Origin of the sequence: Methylobacterium sp. WL6 (assembly GCF_008040095.1) — a bacterium.
Lineage (GTDB): Bacteria > Pseudomonadota > Alphaproteobacteria > Rhizobiales > Beijerinckiaceae > Methylobacterium.
In genome coordinates this window covers 1-17,931 of record NZ_VRVH01000076.1, presented here as the reverse complement: position 1 = coordinate 17,931, position 17,931 = coordinate 1, and the positions used below count along the sequence as shown (strand labels likewise).

Below are 17,931 nucleotides of genomic sequence, written 5' to 3'. Positions count from 1 at the left end.
GCGCCGGGCCGGGCCAGCGCCCGCCCGCCCGCGGCGAGGACGTGGCGGCCGAGCTCGGCGTCACCCTCGAGCAGATCGGCAGCGAGGAGAAGCTGCGGGTCGGCCTGCCGGGCGGCCGCGAGTTCGACGTGATGATCCCGAAGGGCGTCGTGGACGGGCAGACGATCCGCCTGCGCGGCCTCGGCTCGCCCGGCGGCCCGCGCTCCGAGCCGGGCGATGCGCTGCTGACGATCCGGGTGCTGCCGCATGCCCGCTTCACCGTCGAGGGCGCGGACCTGCGCGCCACCGTCGACCTGCCGCTCGAGGATGCGGTGCTCGGCGGCGCGATCCGCGTGCCGACCCTGACCGGCGCGGTCGAGATGAAGATGCCGCCGATGACCTCGTCCGGCCGCACCTTCCGCCTCCGCGGCAAGGGCCTGCTGAAGAAGGACGGCACCCGCGGCGACCTGCTCGCCGTCACCGCGATCCAGCTGCCCGCGGACGACGCGGCCCTGACCGAGTTTGTGAGGAGCCGGCGCACCGCGCGCGCCGAGTAGCCGGCGGCGTATCGCGCCGATCCGGCGGACTTCCGTCCCCGACGCGCCTCCGCTAAGGATGCCTCCGGCGCGAGACCGCCGCCCCGTCGAGCGGGGCGGCCGGGAGTCCCGGGTGCCGAAGCGGATTTTCGGGTGTGGCATGGCGGCTTTCGACGCAACGGACGAGCAGGGCGCGGGCAGGGACGCCGCGCCGGGCAGCAACCTGCTCGCGGGCAAGCGCGGCCTCGTGCTCGGCGTCGCCAACAACCGCTCGATCGCCTGGGGCATCGCCAAGAGCGCGCATGCCCACGGTGCCAAGCTGGCCTTCACCTACCAGGGCGACGCCCTGAAGAAGCGCGTCGAGCCCCTGGCGCGCGAGCTCGACGCCCACGTCGTCGGCCATTGCGACGTCACCGACCCGGCCTCGATCGACGCGGTGTTCGCCGCGACCGCCGAGATCTTCCCCGAGGGCATCGATTTCGTCGTCCACTGCATCGCCTTCTCGGACAAGGACGAGCTGACCGGGCGCTACGTCGAGACGACCGAGGCGAACTTCACCAAGTCGCTCATGATCTCGTGCTACTCGTTCACGGCCGTCGCGCAGCGCGCCGAGAAGATCATGCCGAACGGCGGCTCGCTCCTGACGCTGACCTATTACGGCGCCGAGAAGTGGATGCCGCACTACAACGTCATGGGCGTCGCCAAGGCCGCGCTCGAAGCCTCGGTGCGCTACCTCGCCGCCGATCTCGGCCCCTCGAACATCCGCGTCAACGCGATCTCGGCCGGCCCGATCAAGACGCTCGCCGCCTCCGGCATCGGCGACTTCCGCTACATTCTGAAGTGGAACGAGTACAACGCCCCCCTGCGGCGCACGGTGACGATCGGCGAGGTCGGCGAGACCGCCGCCTACCTGATCTCCGACATGTCCCGCGGCATGACCGGCGAGATCCTGCACGTCGACGCCGGCTACCACGTGGTCGGCATGAAGAACCCCGAGGCGCCGGACCTGAGCCTCGACAAGGATTGAGGGCGGGCGCGCCGGCGAAGGCCGGCGTCAATCACCGTCCTCGGAATTCCCCGACAGCTTCAGCCCCGCGATCCAGGTCGCGCCCTGGCGCTTGATCACGCGGTGGGGCTTCGCGCTCCGCTCGTCGAGGATTGCGTCGGCCAGCCGTTCGGAATGGGTCACGAGCCAGACCTGCGTGCGTTCGGCCGCCTTGACGATCATGCGAGCGAGGGGAGCCAGCAGGTCAGGGTGCAGGCTCGCCTCGGGCTCGTTCAGGGCGACGAAAGGCGGAAGCCGGTAGGCGAGCAGGGCTCCCGCGAGGGCGAGGAACCGGAGCATCCCATCGGAGAGCTCGGAGGCTTCGAAGATCCGCTTCGGATAATCGGGAAACACCATCCCGAACCGTGCCTCGCGGCGCCGTCAGTCCGGCACGACCAGATCCGCGATGCCCGCCACTGCTTCCGGGAACTGCGGGTCCATCGCGTCCAGCGTGTCGGCGATGGTGCGGGCGATGACGAGGTTGCGGAACCACTTCCGGTTGGCCGGCACCACGTGCCAGGGCGCATGCGGCGTCGAGCATCGGGTCAGCGCGTCCGAGAACGCCGCCTGATAGGCATCCCAGGACTTGCGCTCGACCAGGTCGGCCGGATCGAACTTCCAGTGCTTGTCCGGGTTCGCGATCCGCGCTTCCAGGCGCTGCTTCTGCTCGTCCTTCGAGATGTGGAGGAAGAATTTCAGGATGTGGGTCCCGGATTCGGTGAGCAGGCGCTCGAAGTCGTTGATCAAGCCGTAGCGCGCCTGCCAGACCGGCTCCGGCACCAAGCCCTTCACGCGCACGACCAGCACGTCCTCGTAGTGGCTGCGGTTGAACACGCCGATCATCCCGCGCCCGGGCGTGCGCTGGTGGTAGCGCCACAGGAAGTCGTGCTCGCGCTCCTCGGTCGACGGCACCTTGAACGAGGCGACCGTGCAGCCTTGCGGGTTCACGCCTTCCAGGACCGCGCGGATCGTGCCGTCCTTTCCGCCGGTGTCGATCGCCTGGAACACCACGAGCAGGCTGCGCTGCCGCTCGGCGTAGAGCTTTTCCTGAAGCGCCTGGATCCGCGTGCGCTCGGTGGCGAGCGCCGCCTTCGCCCAGTCCTTGTCGAAGCCCCCGTCGGCGTCGGCGTCGACCTTCGCGAGATCGAACCGGCTGCCCGGCACGACGGTGACGATGCCGTCGGCCGCCGCGACGGTGGCGGGCGCGTGCGCATCGATCAGCGCGGGCGCGATGCCTGCGATCTCGGCCGTCGCGGCCGCCCAGAGAGAAGAGGAAGGCGCCTTGCGCCGGGCATCCTCGGCGGAACGGTCCGGCGACTTTGTCACACCGGCTGTCCCCGCCTTCTGGCGCCGATCCGTCTTGCGGTGCTTTTTGCTCATGGACAGACCTTCTACCGACCGATCGCGTCCCGGCCTAGATCGGGCACCCGCCTTGCATCCGAGGGCGACCCGAGCCCTTCAGACCGCCATGCCCGTTGGACGCCACGCTCATGAACCCGCCCGCGCAGCCGCCGCGAGACCTTCGCTCAGGACGCGACCGGTGAGGGCGCCGACCGGAACCGCCGGAGCGTGAGGCCCATCCCGACGATCTACTTCATCCGGCACGGGCAGACCGACTGGAATGCCGAGGGGCGCTTGCAGGGGCAGCGCGACATCGGCCTCAACGCCGTCGGGCAGGGGCAAGCGGCGGACGCCGCGGACCGGCTCGCGGCGCTCGCGGGCGACCGGCTCGCCGAGGCCGACTTCATCGCGAGCCCCCTGAGCCGCACGCGGCGCACCATGGAGATCCTGCGCGACCGCCTCGGCCTCGCGCCGACCGAGTACCGCAGCGATCCCCGGCTGATGGAGATCCATTTCGGGGCGTGGGAAGGGCAGACCTGGGCCGAGATCCGCCGTCGCGATCCCGGCGGCGCCGGCGCGCGCGACCGCGACCGCTGGGGCTATCGCCCCTCGGGCAGCGGCGCCGAGAGCTACGCGATGCTGACCGAGCGCGTCGCGCCGGTCTTTTCCGACCTGGCGCCGGCGACCGTCGTGGTCGCCCATGGCGGCGTCGCCCGGGCGATGCTGGTGGCGCTCGGCCACCTCGACATCAAGGCCGCCCCGCGGATCGCCGTCCGCCAGGGCTCGGTGCTCGTCGTGGACGCGGCCGGATGGCGCTGGGCCTGAGGTTTGTCGCCGACCGTTCAAGACCCGTTCAAAGGTCCGGTATACAGCGGGGTCTCGGGGCCGGCTCGCACGGCCTCGACCCGATCGGCGGACTGCCTCGATAACGGCACGATCCCGCGTCAGGAACGCGCCTCGATCGCCGGCCGGGTGCGCATGCGAGACAGACGGGAACCCAGCTCCGCCCGGAGCTGGCAGCGGAGCATGCGATGAGTAGCCTCGGCGAGATGATCCGGCCCGAAGCGGACCGGCACCCCGCGGCGACCCCGTCCGACCGGGCCGTGCTGCGCGGCCCTACGCGTCCCGACCTGATCCGCGACGAGGTTCTCGGCGAGATCTTCGCCGAGACCGCGCGGGCACGGCCGGACCATCCAGCGCTGATCGACGGCGCCGCCAAGGACGCGTCGGGCCGGCACCCGCATCTCACCTATGCCGAGGTCTTCGCCCGCGCCGGACGGATCGCGGCGGCTCTCGCCCATCGCGGGATCGGACCGGGCGACGTGGTCGGCCTGTGGATGGCGCGCGGGCCGGACCTGCTCACCGCCCAGATCGGGATCACGCTGTCCGGCGCCGCCTGGCTGCCGTTCGACGCCGAGGCGCCGGCCGACCGGGTCGCGGTCTGCCTCGGCGACGCCGCTGCGAAGGCCCTACTGGTCTCCGAGGCGCTGGCCCCGGGCGCGCCCGAGGTCGCGCCGGCCCTGACGCTCGATGCGCTGCTCGCCGGCACGCCCGCGGACGCGGCGACGCCGGACCTTCGCGCCGGCGGCCTGACGCCGCAGCATCCCGCCTACCTGATCTACACCTCCGGCTCGACCGGCGTGCCGAAGGGCATCGTCATCAGCCACGCCAACATCTGCCACTTCCTGCGCTCCGGAAACGCGCTCTACGGGATGGCGCCGGACGACGTGGTCTTCCAGGGCGCTTCGGTCGCCTTCGACCTCTCGATGGAGGAGATCTGGGTCCCGTACCTCGTCGGCGCGACGCTGTTCGTCGCGAGCCCGGCGATGATGGGCGACGTCGAGTCGCTGCCCCGGATCATCGCCGAGGCCGGGGTCACGGTGATCGACACCGTGCCGACGCTGCTGGCGATGATCACCGCAGACCTGCCGAGCGTGCGGCTGATCCTGCTCGGCGGCGAGGCGCTTCCCGAGCCGCTGGTCGCACGCTGGGCGACGCCTTCGCGAAAGCTGTTCAACACCTACGGGCCGACCGAGGCCACGGTGGTCGCGACCGCCGCCGAGATGCGCCCGGGCGTGCCGGTGACCATCGGCGGCCCGATCGCGAACTACTCGGTCTACGTCGCCGGCGAGGACCTGCGCCTGCTCGGGCGCGGCGAGCCGGGCGAGCTGCTGATCGGCGGCCCCGGCGTCGCGAAGGGCTACCTGCAGCGGCCGGAGCTGACCGCGGACAAGTTCATCGCCAACCCCTACGCCTCGGACGGCGCCGACCCGCTGCTCTACCGCTCGGGCGACGCGGTCTCGCTCGACGCTGGCGGCAACATCCTGTTCCACGGCCGCATCGACGACCAGGTCAAGATCCGCGGCTTCCGCGTCGAACTCGGCGAGATCGAGTCGCGGATCCAGGCCCAGCCCGGGATCGCCCAGGCCGCGGTGGTGCTGCGCAACGACGACGGCGTCGACCGGCTGGTCGCGTTCATCGTGCCGGACCGCGGCCACGACCTCGACCGCGCGGCTTTGCGCCGGACGCTGGCCGAGCAGATGCCGGCCTACATGGTGCCCGGCCATTTCGAGGCGGCCGAGGTTCTGCCGCGCCTCACCTCCGGCAAAGTCGACCGCAAGGCGCTTCGCGTCGCGACGCTCACCATCGTCGATGCCGACGGCGAGCAGGAGCCCCCGGAGAACCAGACCGAGGCGGCGCTGCTGGCCGCCGCCAAGCAGGTCTTCGGCAACCAGCCGATCGCGCTCGAGGGCGACTTCTTCGCCGACCTCGGCGGCCATTCGCTGCTCGCCGCCCGCTTCGTCGGAGCCGTGCGCGAGGCCCCGGCGCTCGCCGGCATCACGCTGCAGGACGTCTACCGCGAGCGCACCCTGCGCCGGATCTCGGACGCGCTGATCGCCCGCACCGGCGGCGCCGGCATCGAGACCGCGATCCGCGACCTCGCCTTCGTGCCGCCGCCGCTCCGGCGCCGCGCGCTGTGCGGGCTCGCCCAGGCGGTGGCCCTGCCGTTCGTGATCGCGCTCGCGACCGCGCAATGGCTCGGCATCTTCGTCACCTACCTGCTGCTCACCGGCGGCGGCCTCGGCTTCTTCGGCGAGCTCGGCGTGCTGCTCCTCGTCTACGTGGCGATCAACGCGGTGACGGCGACCATCGCGGTCGCGGCCAAGTGGCTCGTCCTCGGCCGCACGAAGCCCGGCCGCTACCCGCTCTGGGGCGCGTATTATTTCCGCTGGTGGCTGGCGCAGCGCCTGGCGCCGCTGGTCCACGTCAAGTGGCTGCAGGGCTCGCCCGCGATCGCCGTCTACCTCCGCCTGATGGGCGCGAAGGTCGGCCGCGACACCCTGATCTCCGACATCGAGATCGGTGCCCCGGACCTGCTCTCGATCGGCGACGGCGCGTCGCTCGGCGGCCGCCTCGTCGTCGCCAACGCCGAGATCGTCGGCAACGAGCTGGTGATCGGACGGGTCGAGATCGGCCGGGACGTGGCAGTCGGCACCTCCTGCGTCCTCAGCCACGACACGGTGATCGCCGACAACGCCGAGATCGCCGACCTCACCACCGTTCCGGCCGGCACGCGCATCGGCGCCGCCGAGCGCTGGGACGGCTCGCCCGGACGAAAGGTCGGGATGGCCGACGTCGCGGAGCTTCCGGAGCAGGCCCCGGCCTCGGCCCGGCGCCGGGCCGGCTTCGGGGCGATCTACCTCCTGCTGCTCGGCGCGATCCCCGCCGTCGGCCTGCTGCCGATCTTCCCGGCGTTCTTCATCTTCGACCAGATCTCGGACTCGCTCTCCGACATCACCGACATCGACTACCACTGGTACCTGCCGCTGCTGACATGGCCCACCGCCATGCTGATGACCGCCGGCACGGTGCTGCTCATCGCCGGCATCCGCTGGCTGGTGCTGCCGCGGCGGCGCTCGGGCACCTACTCGATCTGGTCCGGCTTCTACCTGCGCAAGTGGTCGGTGGCGCTCGCCGCCGAGGTGACGCTGGAGACGCTCTCCTCGCTGTTTGCCACCGTCTACATGCGGGCGTGGTACCGCCTGATGGGCGCGCGCATGGGGGAGGGCGCCGAGATCTCGACCAACCTCGGCAGCCGCCACGACCTCGCCGAGGTCGGCAGCCGCAACTTCATCGCCGACGAGGTGGTCTACGGCGAGGAGGAGATCCGCCGCGGCTGGATGCACCTCCAGCCGGCCCGCACGGGCGCGCGGGTGTTCGTCGGCAACGACGCGGTGGTGCCGCCGGGCGCCGACATCCCCGACGACGTGCTGATCGGCATCAAGTCGAAGCCGCCGGCCAACGAGGAGATGGCGCCGGGCGACACCTGGTTCGGCTCGCCGCCGATCAAGCTGCCGTCGCGCCAGCGCGTCGACGTCGGAACGCTGGCTCAGACCTACGAGCCGGGCACGCTGGTCAAGCTCCGCCGCGGCGTGTTCGAGGCGTTCGCGACCTCGTTCTCGCCGATGCTGTACATCACCCTCGCGATCACCGCGATCGACTGGTACTTCTACCCGGCAATCCTCGAGCGCGACTGGAGCGGGCTCGCCGTCAGCTTCGTCACGGTCAGCGTCGCGATCGCGCTGATCCAGTCAGCCGCCGTCATCGGCATGAAGTGGGCGCTGATGGGCGTCTATCAGCCCGGCATGCGGCCGATGTGGTCGTGGTGGGCGATGCGCACCGAGGCCATCGCGGTCGCCTATTGGGGCTTGGCCGGCAAGGTGCTGCTGGAGCATCTCCAGGGCACGCCGTTCCTGCCCTGGGCGCTGCGTCTGTTCGGGGTGAAGGTCGGCGAGGGCGTGTGCATGCTCACCACCGACATCACCGAGTTCGACTGCGTGACGATCGGCGACTTCGCCACCATCAACCGCACCGCCGCCCTGCAGACCCACCTCTACGAGGACCGGATCATGAAGGTCGGCCGCGTCGTGATCGGCCGCGGCGTTTCGGTCGGCGCATTCTCGACGGTGCTCTACGACACCAAGGTCGGCGACTACGCGCGGCTTCGGCCCCTCACCATCGTGATGAAGGGCGAATCGATCCCGGCGCATTCGGAATGGGAAGGCGCACCGGCCGTGCCGGTGGTGCTGACCGCACCGGCCGATCGCGCGGTGGCGTGATCCGGTCGCGGGCGCGAGGCGGGAAAAAGGGCAGGCCGCCCGTTCGGCGCCTGCCCGCTGCGAGGCCCGCTCGAACGAAGTGGCCTCAGGCCACCTCGTCCTTCTTGCCGAGGCGCTTGTCGAGGTAGGTGTCGACCGTCTGGGTCAGCTCGTCGACGCGCCCGTCGAAGAAGTGGTTGGCGCCCTCGACCATCTGGTGCTCGATGATGACGCCCTTCTGGGTCTTCACCTTCTCGATCACCGGCATGACCTCGCGGGCCGGGGCCACACGATCCTCGGAGCCGTGCACGAACAGGCCGGAGGAGGGGCAGGGCGCAAGGAAGGTGAAATCGTAGCGGTTGGCCATCGCGGCGATCGAGATGAAGCCCTCGATCTCGGGGCGGCGCATCAGCAGCTGCATCCCGATCCACGAGCCGAACGAGACGCCGGCGATCCAGCAAGACTTGGCCTCGGGGTTGACCGACTGCACCCAGTCGAGCGCGGCGGCGGCGTCCGACAGCTCGCCCGAGCCGTGGTCGAAGGCGCCCTGGCTACGGCCGACGCCGCGGAAGTTGAAGCGCAGGGCCGCGAAGCCGCGATTGGCGAACGTGTAGAAGAGGTTGTACACGATCTGATTGTTCATCGTGCCGCCGAACTGGGGGTGCGGATGCAGCACGATCGCGATCGGCGCGCCCCGCTTCTTGGGGGCCTGATAGCGACCCTCCAGTCGGCCGGCGGGACCGGTGAAGATGACCTCGGGCATAGTGTCCTCGACTCCTGTGGCCATGCCGGGCGAGTCCGCCTGCCCGGATGGCCGTGTACGCCTCGACCTGCGCGGTCGCGCGACCGCCTTGACTCGCCCCGCGCCCGACGTAAAAGCGCTCTTAGAATAATTCTAGGCGATTAGAACTGTTCTAAACAGCGCGGCAGCGGGGTCTTCCCCGACCAGCCTGGAAACGCCGTTCGGCGGTTCGAAACCGTGTCGACGGCGCGGCTTAGCACGCCGACCCGGTGCCAAAGCAAGGAAATGTCGCATCTTTCGCCAGTCGGAGAACGGATGACAGCGGACCGCGCCTATCTCGACCACAACGCCACCTCTCCGGTCCGTCCGGCGGTGTCGCAGGCGGTCGTGCGGGCGCTGGCGCTGCCCGGCAACCCGTCCTCCGTCCATGCCGAGGGGCGTGCGGCGCGGGCGATGCTCGAGGATGCCCGCGACAAGCTCGCCCGCCTCGTCGGTGCCGCTGCGTCTCAAGTCACCTTCACCAGTGGCGGCACCGAGGCGGCCAACGCCGTCCTGTCCGGCGCGCTCCGCCGCCGGGGGAGCTCCGCACCGACGCGGCTTCTGATCGGCGCGACCGAGCACCCCTGCGTCACGGCCGGCCACCGCTTCCCGGCCGACGCCGTCGAGGTGCTTCCGGTCCTGACTTCCGGCGTGCTCGACCTCGATGCGCTGGCGGCGCGGCTCGACGCCCTTCGCGACCTGGACGTGCTCGTTTCGGTGCACACGGCCAACAACGAGACCGGCGTGGTGCAGCCGATCGCCGCCGTCGTGGCCCTGGCGAGGCGGCACGGCCGCACCCTCGTGCACAGCGACGCGGTGCAGGCGGTCGGCAAGATCCCGGTCGATTTCGCTGCGCTCGGGCTCGATGCGCTGACCCTGTCCGGGCACAAGTTCTCGGCGCCGAAGGGCGTCGGCGCGCTGGTGCTGCGGGACGACGCGCAGCTCGACGCGGCCTTCGTCCGCGGCGGCGGCCAGGAGGCGCGGCTGCGCTGCGGCACCGAGAACCTTCCCGGGCTCGTCGGGATGGGCGAGGCGGCGGAGATCGCCCGCCTCGCGCTGGATACGGAATCCCAGCGCGTCGCGCAGCTGCGCGACGCGCTGGAGGAGGCGGCGCTGGCCCGCGCGCCGGACGGGGTGGTGTTCGGCCGTGACGCCGAGCGGTTGCCGAACACCCTGTGCTTCGCGGTGCCGGGGCTCGATGCGCCGACCGCCTTGATCGCCTTCGATCTCGCCGGCGTGGCGGTGTCGTCGGGATCGGCCTGCGCGTCGGGCAAGGTGGCGCGGTCGCCGGTCCTGGCCGCGATGGGCGTGAGCCCTGCGTTGGCCGCGGGGGCGCTACGCGTCAGCCTCGGCTGGAATACGGGGGAGGGCGACACTGCGCGCTTCCTCGGTGCCTTCGAACGGGTCGTCGAGACCCTATATAGACGGCGAGGGCTTGCGGCCTGAGCGCCGCGCCGACGCCATCTCACATGGAAGCCTCCGGTCCTTGAAACCGGCGATGCTTAGGAGACGCTGATGCCTGCCGTGCAGGAAACCATCGATCGGGTCCGCTCGATCGACCTCGACCAGTACAAGTACGGCTTCGAGACCACCATCGAGATGGAGAAGTCCGAGAAGGGCATCTCCGAGGATGTGGTGCGCTTCATCTCGGCCAAGAAGGACGAGCCGGAGTGGATGCTCGCTTGGCGGCTCGACGCCTACAAGCGCTGGCAGACCATGCAGGAGCCGGACTGGGCCCGCGTCGCCTACGACAAGGTCGACTACAACAACATCTACTACTACGCCGCGCCGAAGCGTCCGGCGGCGATGTCGCTCGACGAGATCGACCCCGAGATCCTGAAGACCTACGAGAAGCTCGGCATCCCGCTCCGCGAGGTCGAGGTGCTGGAGGGCATCGCCCCGGAGCGCCGCGTCGCCGTGGACGCTGTATTCGACTCGGTCTCGGTCGCAACGACGTTCAAGGCCGAGCTGTCGAAGGCCGGCGTGATCTTCATGCCGATCTCGGAGGCGATCCGCGAGTACCCGGACCTCGTCAGGAAGTACCTCGGCTCGGTCGTGCCGGTGACCGACAACTTCTTCGCCACGCTGAACTCGGCCGTCTTCTCGGACGGCTCGTTCGTCTACATCCCGCCGGGCGTGCGCTGCCCGATGGAGCTGTCGACCTACTTCCGCATCAACGAGCGCGACACCGGCCAGTTCGAGCGCACGCTGATCATCGCCGACAAGGGCTCCTACGTCTCGTATCTCGAGGGCTGCACCGCCCCGAAGCGCGACGACAACCAGCTGCACGCCGCGGTGGTCGAGCTCGTCGCCCTGGAGGACGCCGAGATCAAGTACTCGACCGTCCAGAACTGGTACCCGGGCGATAACGAGGGCAAGGGCGGCATCTACAACTTCGTGACCAAGCGCGGCGATTGCCGCGGCGACAACTCGAAGATCTCGTGGACGCAGGTCGAGACCGGCTCGGCGATCACATGGAAGTACCCGTCCTGCATCCTGCGCGGCGACAATTCCCGCGGCGAGTTCTACTCGATCGCGGTGTCGAACGGCATGCAGCAGGTCGATTCCGGCACCAAGATGATCCACCTCGGCAAGAACACCACCAGCCGGATCATCTCGAAGGGCATCTCGGCGGGCCGCTCGCAGAACACCTATCGCGGCCTCGTCTCGGCGCACAAGAAGGCCTCGAACGCGCGCAACTTCACCAATTGCGACAGCCTGCTGATCGGCGACCAGTGCGGGGCGCACACCGTGCCCTACATCGAGTCGAAGAACGCGTCCGCGGTGTTCGAGCACGAGGCCACCACCTCGAAGATCTCCGAGGACCAGAAGTTCTACTGCCTGCAGCGCGGCCTTTCCGAGGAGGAGGCGACCGCGCTCATCGTCAACGGCTTCGTCCGCGACGTGCTGCAGCAGTTGCCGATGGAGTTCGCCGTCGAGGCTCAGAAGCTGATCTCGATCAGCCTCGAAGGCTCGGTGGGGTAGGCAACACGCCATGGCCTTCGCGTTCGACACCCTGAAGTTCACCCAACGGCTCGAACAGGTGGGTGTCGGACGCGAGCAGGCCGTCGCGCGCGCTGAACCGGCACGCGACATGATCATCGCCGATTCCGCGACCAAGGCGGATTTGGAGAAGACGCTGAGGTTGGACCTCAAGGCGTTGAAGGCGGGGATCGACGGTTCGCTGCGCGAACTCGAACTCCGAATGACCGTGAAGCTCGGGGCGATCATCGCGGCCGCCGTCGCCGTGATCGCAGCGCTTCAAAAATTTCTCTGACGGGACCGCAAGGCGATACCGTCGCACACCATCTTCGGGACTACGCGAACATGCTCGAAATCAAGAACCTCGTCGTGCAGATCGAGGACAACCGCATCCTCAACGGCCTGAACCTCACCGTGAACGACGGTGAGGTCGCCGCGATCATGGGTCCGAACGGCTCCGGCAAGTCGACGCTCTCCTACGTCATCGCCGGCAAGGAGGACTACGAGGTCCTCGACGGCGAGATCCTGCTCGACGGCCAGAACGTGCTGGAGATGGGCGCGGACGAGCGCGCCGCGGCCGGCGTGTTCCTCGCCTTCCAGTATCCGCTGGAGATCCCGGGCGTCGGCACGATGACCTTCCTCAAGGCCTGCCTCAACGCCCAGCGCCGCGCCCGCGGCGAGGCCGAGATCGCGACCCCGGACTTCATCCGCCAGGTCAACGCGGCGGCCGAGAAGCTCGAGATCAACAAGGACATGCTCCGCCGCGCCCTCAACGTCGGGTTCTCCGGCGGCGAGAAGAAGCGCATGGAGATCCTACAGATGGCGCTGCTGCAGCCGAAGTTCTGCGTGCTCGACGAGACGGATTCCGGCCTCGACATCGACGCGTTGCGCATCGTCTCCGAGGGCGTCAACGCCCTGCGCGCGCAGGGCCGCTCGTTCCTGGTCATCACCCACTACCAGCGCCTGCTCGACTACATCGTGCCCGACACCGTGCACGTCATGTCGAAGGGCCTGATCGTGAAGACCGGCGGCAAGGAGCTCGCCAAGGAACTCGAGGCCTCCGGATACGCCGAGTACCGCACCAACGAGGCTGCGTAAGCCCATGGCCGACATCGCCAATCTCCGCACCAGCGCCGAGACCGGTCTCTCGACCCTGTTTGAGACCGCCCGCAAGGGGTTCGGCAGCGAAACCGCGATCTCCCGCGAGGAGGCGTTCCGCTTCTTCGAGGCCGCCGGCCTGCCGAGCCGCCGCGTCGAGGCGTTCAAGTACACCGACCTGCGTGCCGCGATGCAGGAAGCCGCGCCGCCGGCCGAAACGCCGGCGCTCGACCTCGCCACGTCCGCCGTCGCCGCCGCGACCGCGTTCTCGGCAATCGAGGCGGTGCGACTGACCTTCGTCAACGGCCACCTGATCCGCGAGCTGTCCGATCTCGATCGCGTGCCCGCCGGCGTCTCGGTATCGCCGCTGAACGAGGCCCTGAGCCGGGGCGATGCGCGCCTGAAGAACCTTGCGCCGGTGGCGCAGGCCCGCGAGAACCCGATCTATCAGCTGAACACCGCCTTCCTTGCCGACGGCGCGCTGATCTCGGTGGAGGCCGGCGCCAAGGTCGAGACCCCGCTGCACCTGCGCTTCGTCGGCGCTGGGGCGGAGGGCTTCTCCACCGCGACGCGCGTTCTGGTCGAGGTCGCCGACGGCGCCGAGTTCACCTTGCTCGAGACACACGAGGGCCCGAACGGGCTGACCTACCAGCCGAACGACGCCCTCGACGTCCATGTCGGCAAGCATGCCGCCTTCCGGCACGCACGGATCAACCGCGAGGGCGACAAGGCGATCGCGCTCTCGACCATCAGCGTGCGGCTCGACGACGAGTCGAGGCTGGAAACGGTGAACCTCGTCACCGGCGCCGTGCTGTCGCGCCACCAGATCTACATGCACGTGGCCGGCGAGAACGTGAACGCGGTCGTCAACGGCGCGGCGATGCTCGGCGACGGGCAGCTCGCCGACTCGACGCTGCTGGCCGACCATGCGGCGGTCGGCGGCGTCGGCCGCGAGATGTTCAAGACGGTGATCGACGGCGACGCCACCGGCGTGTTCCAGGGCAAGATCATCGTCCGCCAGATCGCGCAGAAGACCGACGGCAAGATGAAGTCCGATTGCCTGCTCCTCTCCGACGAGGGGCAGATGATGAACAAGCCGGAGCTCGAGATCTTCGCCGACGACGTCGCCTGCGGCCACGGCGCCACCTGCGGCGCCCCGGACCAGGACCTGCTGTTCTACCTCATGGCCCGCGGCCTGCCGAAGCCGATCGCCGAGAGCCTGCTGGTGCAGGCCTTCGTCGGCGAGGCGGTGGAGTCGGTCACGCACGAGGGCGCCCGCGCGGCGCTCATCGGCGAGATCGAGGCTTGGCTGGCCTCGCGGGGGTGATCGGCCCCGGTCGCGCGCATCCTGGAAAATGGGTGATGTGACCGCGATCCCTCCCAGAACTTCATCCTGAGGCGCCCACGTCGGTGGGCCTCGAAGGAGGAGACGAGGGATCGCACTATCTCTGGAGACCTCCGTCGAGGCCTCCGCGTCGCTTCGGCACCTCTGGACGAGGCTGCAGGTTGGAGGGGCGATGCTTGCGAAAGACCGCCGGTTCGAGGCCGACACCATGAACGCTCCTCTCCGCCAGCCTACCTACGACGTCGAGGCGATCCGGGCGCAATTTCCGATCCTGTCGGAGAAAGTCTACGGCAAGCCGCTGGTCTACCTCGACAACGCCGCCTCGTCGCAGAAGCCGCGCGCGGTGATCGACGCGATGGTCGCGTGCATGGAGACCGGCTACGCCAACGTCCATCGCGGCCTGCACTTCATGGCCAACGCCGCGACCGAGGGGTTCGAGGGTGCCCGCGAGACCACGCGGCAGTTCCTGAATGCCGCGTCGACCGATGAGATCATCTTCACCCGCAACGCCACCGAGGCCTACAACCTCGTGGCCGCGTCGATGGGCTGGGCCGGGATGATCGGGGAGGGGGACGAGATCATCCTCTCGATCATGGAGCACCATTCCAACATCGTGCCCTGGCACTTCCTGCGCGAACGCCGCGGGGCCGTCATCAAGTGGGCGCCGGTCGACGACGAGGGCAACTTCCTCGTCGAGGACTACGAGAAGCTGTTCACGCCGCGCACCAAGATGGTCGCGATCACGCAGATGTCGAACGTGCTGGGCACGGTCACGCCGGCGGCCGAGATCGTTCGCATCGCCCACGCCCACGGCGTGCCGGTGCTGCTCGACGGCGCGCAGAGCGCGGTGCATCAGCCGGTCGACGTGCGGGCGCTCGATTGCGACTTCTTCGTCTTCACCGGTCACAAGGTCTACGGCCCGACCGGGATCGGCGTGCTTTACGGCAAGAAGGAATGGCTGGAGCGCCTGCCGCCCTACCAGGGCGGCGGCGAGATGATCCGCACGGTCAGCCAGGAGGCGATCACCTACAACGATCCGCCGCATCGGTTCGAGGCGGGCACGCCGGCGATCGTCGAGGCCGTCGGCCTCGGCGCGGCGCTGGAGTTCATGATGTCGGTCGGGCGCGACAAGATCGCGGCGCACGAGGCCGCGCTCACCGCCTATGCCCAGGAACGGCTCGGCGCGATGAATGCGATCCGGCAGATCGGAACCGCGAAGGGCAAGGGCGGCGTCATCGCCTTCGAGATGAAGGGCGCCCATGCCCACGACATCGCGACGGTGATCGACCGTTCGGGCGTCGCGGTCCGGGCCGGCACGCATTGCGCGATGCCGCTGCTCACCCGCTTCGGCGTCACCTCGACCTGCCGCGCCTCGTTCGGGATGTACAACACCCAGGCCGAGATCGACGTGCTGGCCGAGGCGCTCGCCCGCGCCGAGATGATGTTCGCCTGAGCGTTTGGACTGGATCGCCGCCCCGCCGCGGCGGCCCGATGAGGAGATGGACATGAGCAGCGACGCGACGATCACCGGAGGCGCCAACACGCCGAAGGTCGCCGGAGCCGAGGGCGTGCCGCCCGCCGAGCTCGACCGGCTGACCGACGATATCGTGGCCGCGCTGAAGTCGGTCTACGATCCCGAGATTCCGGCCGACATCTACGAGCTCGGCCTGATCTACAAGGTCGACATCGACGACGACCGCAAGGTCGCGATCGACATGACGCTGACGGCTCCGGGCTGCCCGGTCGCCGGCGAGATGCCGGGGTGGGTCGAGGATGCGGTCGCCAAGGTCCCGGGCGTCCAATCCTGCGCGGTGACGATGGTGTTCGATCCGCCGTGGGATCAGAGCCGCATGTCCGACGAGGCCCGCGTCGCCCTCGACATGTGGTGAGCGTCACCGAGCGGTATGGACCGTGCTCCGCGCGATCCTTATCTTAAGACCGTACGCGCACCCTCAACTGCCCGGGCCTTGAACCCGGCTGCCGGAGAGACACCGATGTCCACGAGTTTCAAGGTCATGTCGCTGACGGATGCGGCAGCCGACCGCATCAAGGCGATCATCGCCGACGCCGACCGGCCGATCGCGGGCCTGCGGGTCGGCGTGAAGAACGGCGGCTGCGCCGGGATGTCCTACACGATGGAATATGCCGAGGATCGCAAGCCTGGCGAGGACATGGTCGAGGATCGCGGCGTGAAGGTCTTCGTCGATCCGAAGGCGCTGCTGTTCCTGCTCGGCACGCAGATGGACTTCCAGTCAAGCAAGCTCGCCTCGCAGTTCGTCTTCAACAACCCGAACCAGACCTCGGCCTGCGGCTGCGGCGAGTCCGTCGCGATCACGCCGGTCGGCCCGGAGCGGCTGCTCGCCTCGGCCTGAACCCGCGATCAGGCGACCGCGGCGACGAGGTCCGCCGTGGTCGCATCGTCGAGCGTGCGGTTGCGGCCGGCGCGCTTGGCGGCGAACATGCACAGGTCCGCACGCTCCAGCAACGAGACCGGCGTGTCGCCGCGGCGGTAGCACGCCACGCCGAGCGAGATCGTGACCTTCCCGAGCGATTCCCCGGTCGAGCGCTTGATCAGCTCCCGGCCCATCACGCTGGTTCGGACTTTCTCCGCGATGGCGTAGGCCGTTTCCCGGTTCGTGCCGGGCAGCAGGATGCCGAACTCCTCGCCGCCGAAACGGGCGAGCATCGCGCCCTTCTCGACGCTTTCTCGCATGACGACGGCGACCAGGCGCAGCACCTGATCGCCGGTGAGGTGGCCGTAGAGGTCGTTGAAGCGCTTGAAGAAATCGATGTCGAGCACGACGAGGCTCGAGGACGTGCCGAGCGAGGCGCGATCGAGCGCCTTGTGCAGCATCTCCTCGAAATGCTTGCGGTTCGCCAGCCCGGTCAGGGGATCCGTCAGGCTCTCGATCCGCGTCGCCTCGAGCTTCTCGCGCAGGGATTCGACCTCGGTGCGGCTTTCCCGCATCCGCGCCTCGAGGGTCCGGTTGTTCGAGGCGACTTCCCGCGTCGTCGCGACCAGGGTGGCCACGATCTCGCGCAGGCGCGCCCGGTTCAGCGTCGAGACCGAGAGGTCGTGGCTCAGAGCGCGCAACGATTCGCCGTACTGCGCGGCCGAGCCGAGCGAGAGGTCGAGCATCTCCATGACGCCCTCGATCTCGGTCAGCATCGTCGCGCCGGTCTCTCCGGCGGCCGTGACGTAGCGCGAGCCGCCGAGATAGCTGTCGTAGAGATCGTCGACGTCCGAGGCGGACAATCCCGCGTTCGTCGCGGTGAGACGCTTGATCGCGTCGTTCATCAGCGGCTGATCGCCGGAGACGTAGGTGTACCAGACGGCGTAGGCCCGCGGTGTCGCCGAGGGCCCGTAATCGCGCATCAGCTCCTGGGCGCGGCGCGCCAGGGCGAAGCTACGATCGCGGTCGGCATAAAGCCCTTCGCTCATCCGATCCCCATCGTCCATCGCCGCTCCGTCGCATCGGCGTTCGGGTCGGCCGCCGCAACCTACCTTAAGGAGCGTGGACGGAGGGTTAAGGCCGAGGTCGCGATCTGCGGCTCAATCCTGCTTCTTGATCACCGCCGGCCGCAGCATGAAGGCCGGAACGTGCTCGCCGAGACCGACGGGCGTATCGCCGTCCTCGTCGCGACGGCGCCCATAGCCGCGCTCGTCGCGCGACCGCTCCTGCGGCGGGCGAGCCGCGGGGGCGGGGGCGTGCTCGGGACGCGGC

16 protein-coding genes are annotated in these 17,931 nt (G+C 69.3%); 12 read left to right on the top strand and 4 right to left on the bottom strand.

The genetic code is table 11. The features are described from left to right. Positions 1-536 (top strand): DnaJ C-terminal domain-containing protein (locus FV230_RS12675; protein ID WP_281408283.1); only part of this gene is annotated, 536 nt, incomplete at its 5' end. Between the two features lie 139 nt (positions 537-675). Next, on the top strand, positions 676-1,542 hold the full coding sequence (gene fabI / locus FV230_RS12670) for an enoyl-ACP reductase FabI (protein WP_243932978.1): 867 nt from the start codon (positions 676-678) through the stop codon (positions 1,540-1,542). 27 nt (positions 1,543-1,569) lie between these two features. On the opposite strand, the gene FV230_RS12665 is transcribed toward fabI, so the two are convergent. After that, positions 1,570-1,917, bottom strand: a complete 348-nt coding sequence (locus FV230_RS12665; protein ID WP_147842644.1) for an AAA family ATPase — start codon at positions 1,915-1,917, stop codon at positions 1,570-1,572. A gap of 24 nt (positions 1,918-1,941) precedes the next feature. Further along, positions 1,942-2,886 carry a polyphosphate kinase 2 family protein gene (locus FV230_RS12660; protein ID WP_246694842.1) on the bottom strand — a complete coding sequence of 315 codons (945 nt, stop codon included), beginning with the start codon at positions 2,884-2,886 and terminating at the stop codon, positions 1,942-1,944. Positions 2,887-3,129: 243 nt separating this feature from the next. Here FV230_RS12660 and FV230_RS12655 point away from each other — a divergent pair, with 243 nt between their 5' ends. After that, on the top strand, positions 3,130-3,726 hold the full coding sequence (locus FV230_RS12655; RefSeq protein WP_147842642.1) for a histidine phosphatase family protein: 597 nt from the start codon (positions 3,130-3,132) through the stop codon (positions 3,724-3,726). Positions 3,727-3,950: 224 nt separating this feature from the next. Next, complete coding sequence (locus FV230_RS12650) at positions 3,951-8,021, top strand: Pls/PosA family non-ribosomal peptide synthetase (RefSeq protein WP_147842646.1); 4,071 nt, start codon at positions 3,951-3,953, stop codon at positions 8,019-8,021. 85 nt (positions 8,022-8,106) lie between these two features. On the opposite strand, the gene FV230_RS12645 is transcribed toward FV230_RS12650, so the two are convergent. Continuing rightward, positions 8,107-8,763, bottom strand: coding sequence for an alpha/beta hydrolase (locus FV230_RS12645; RefSeq protein WP_147726378.1), 657 nt, complete (start codon positions 8,761-8,763; stop codon positions 8,107-8,109). 294 nt (positions 8,764-9,057) lie between these two features. On the opposite strand from FV230_RS12645, the gene FV230_RS12640 reads away from it, so the two are divergent. The 8 genes from FV230_RS12640 (at position 9,058) to sufA (ending at position 16,578) form a co-directional block, all read left to right on the top strand. Further along, the gene (locus tag FV230_RS12640) at positions 9,058-10,227 is read left to right on the top strand and encodes a cysteine desulfurase family protein (protein WP_147842641.1); all 1,170 of its coding nucleotides are present in this window, start codon (positions 9,058-9,060) and stop codon (positions 10,225-10,227) included. 69 nt (positions 10,228-10,296) lie between these two features. After that, positions 10,297-11,766, top strand: coding sequence for a Fe-S cluster assembly protein SufB (gene sufB / locus FV230_RS12635; protein ID WP_147726380.1), 1,470 nt, complete (start codon positions 10,297-10,299; stop codon positions 11,764-11,766). 10 nt (positions 11,767-11,776) lie between these two features. Beyond that, on the top strand, positions 11,777-12,058 hold the full coding sequence (locus FV230_RS12630) for a hypothetical protein (RefSeq protein ID WP_147842640.1): 282 nt from the start codon (positions 11,777-11,779) through the stop codon (positions 12,056-12,058). 50 nt (positions 12,059-12,108) lie between these two features. After that, positions 12,109-12,861, top strand: a complete 753-nt coding sequence (sufC, locus tag FV230_RS12625; RefSeq protein ID WP_147726382.1) for a Fe-S cluster assembly ATPase SufC — start codon at positions 12,109-12,111, stop codon at positions 12,859-12,861. A gap of 4 nt (positions 12,862-12,865) precedes the next feature. Continuing rightward, positions 12,866-14,188, top strand: a complete 1,323-nt coding sequence (locus FV230_RS12620) for a SufD family Fe-S cluster assembly protein (protein ID WP_147842639.1) — start codon at positions 12,866-12,868, stop codon at positions 14,186-14,188. Between the two features lie 226 nt (positions 14,189-14,414). Beyond that, positions 14,415-15,659 (top strand): cysteine desulfurase, encoded by a 1,245-nt coding sequence (locus tag FV230_RS12615; RefSeq protein ID WP_147842645.1) that lies wholly within the window; start codon positions 14,415-14,417, stop codon positions 15,657-15,659. 52 nt (positions 15,660-15,711) lie between these two features. Continuing rightward, positions 15,712-16,095 carry an SUF system Fe-S cluster assembly protein gene (locus FV230_RS12610; RefSeq protein WP_147726384.1) on the top strand — a complete coding sequence of 128 codons (384 nt, stop codon included), beginning with the start codon at positions 15,712-15,714 and terminating at the stop codon, positions 16,093-16,095. Positions 16,096-16,200: 105 nt separating this feature from the next. Beyond that, positions 16,201-16,578, top strand: coding sequence for a Fe-S cluster assembly scaffold SufA (gene sufA / locus FV230_RS12605; protein ID WP_147726385.1), 378 nt, complete (start codon positions 16,201-16,203; stop codon positions 16,576-16,578). Between the two features lie 8 nt (positions 16,579-16,586). Here the strand turns inward: sufA and FV230_RS12600 are convergent, their stop codons facing one another. After that, complete coding sequence (locus FV230_RS12600; RefSeq protein ID WP_147726386.1) at positions 16,587-17,648, bottom strand: GGDEF domain-containing protein; 1,062 nt, start codon at positions 17,646-17,648, stop codon at positions 16,587-16,589. Positions 17,649-17,931 lie beyond the last annotated feature (283 nt).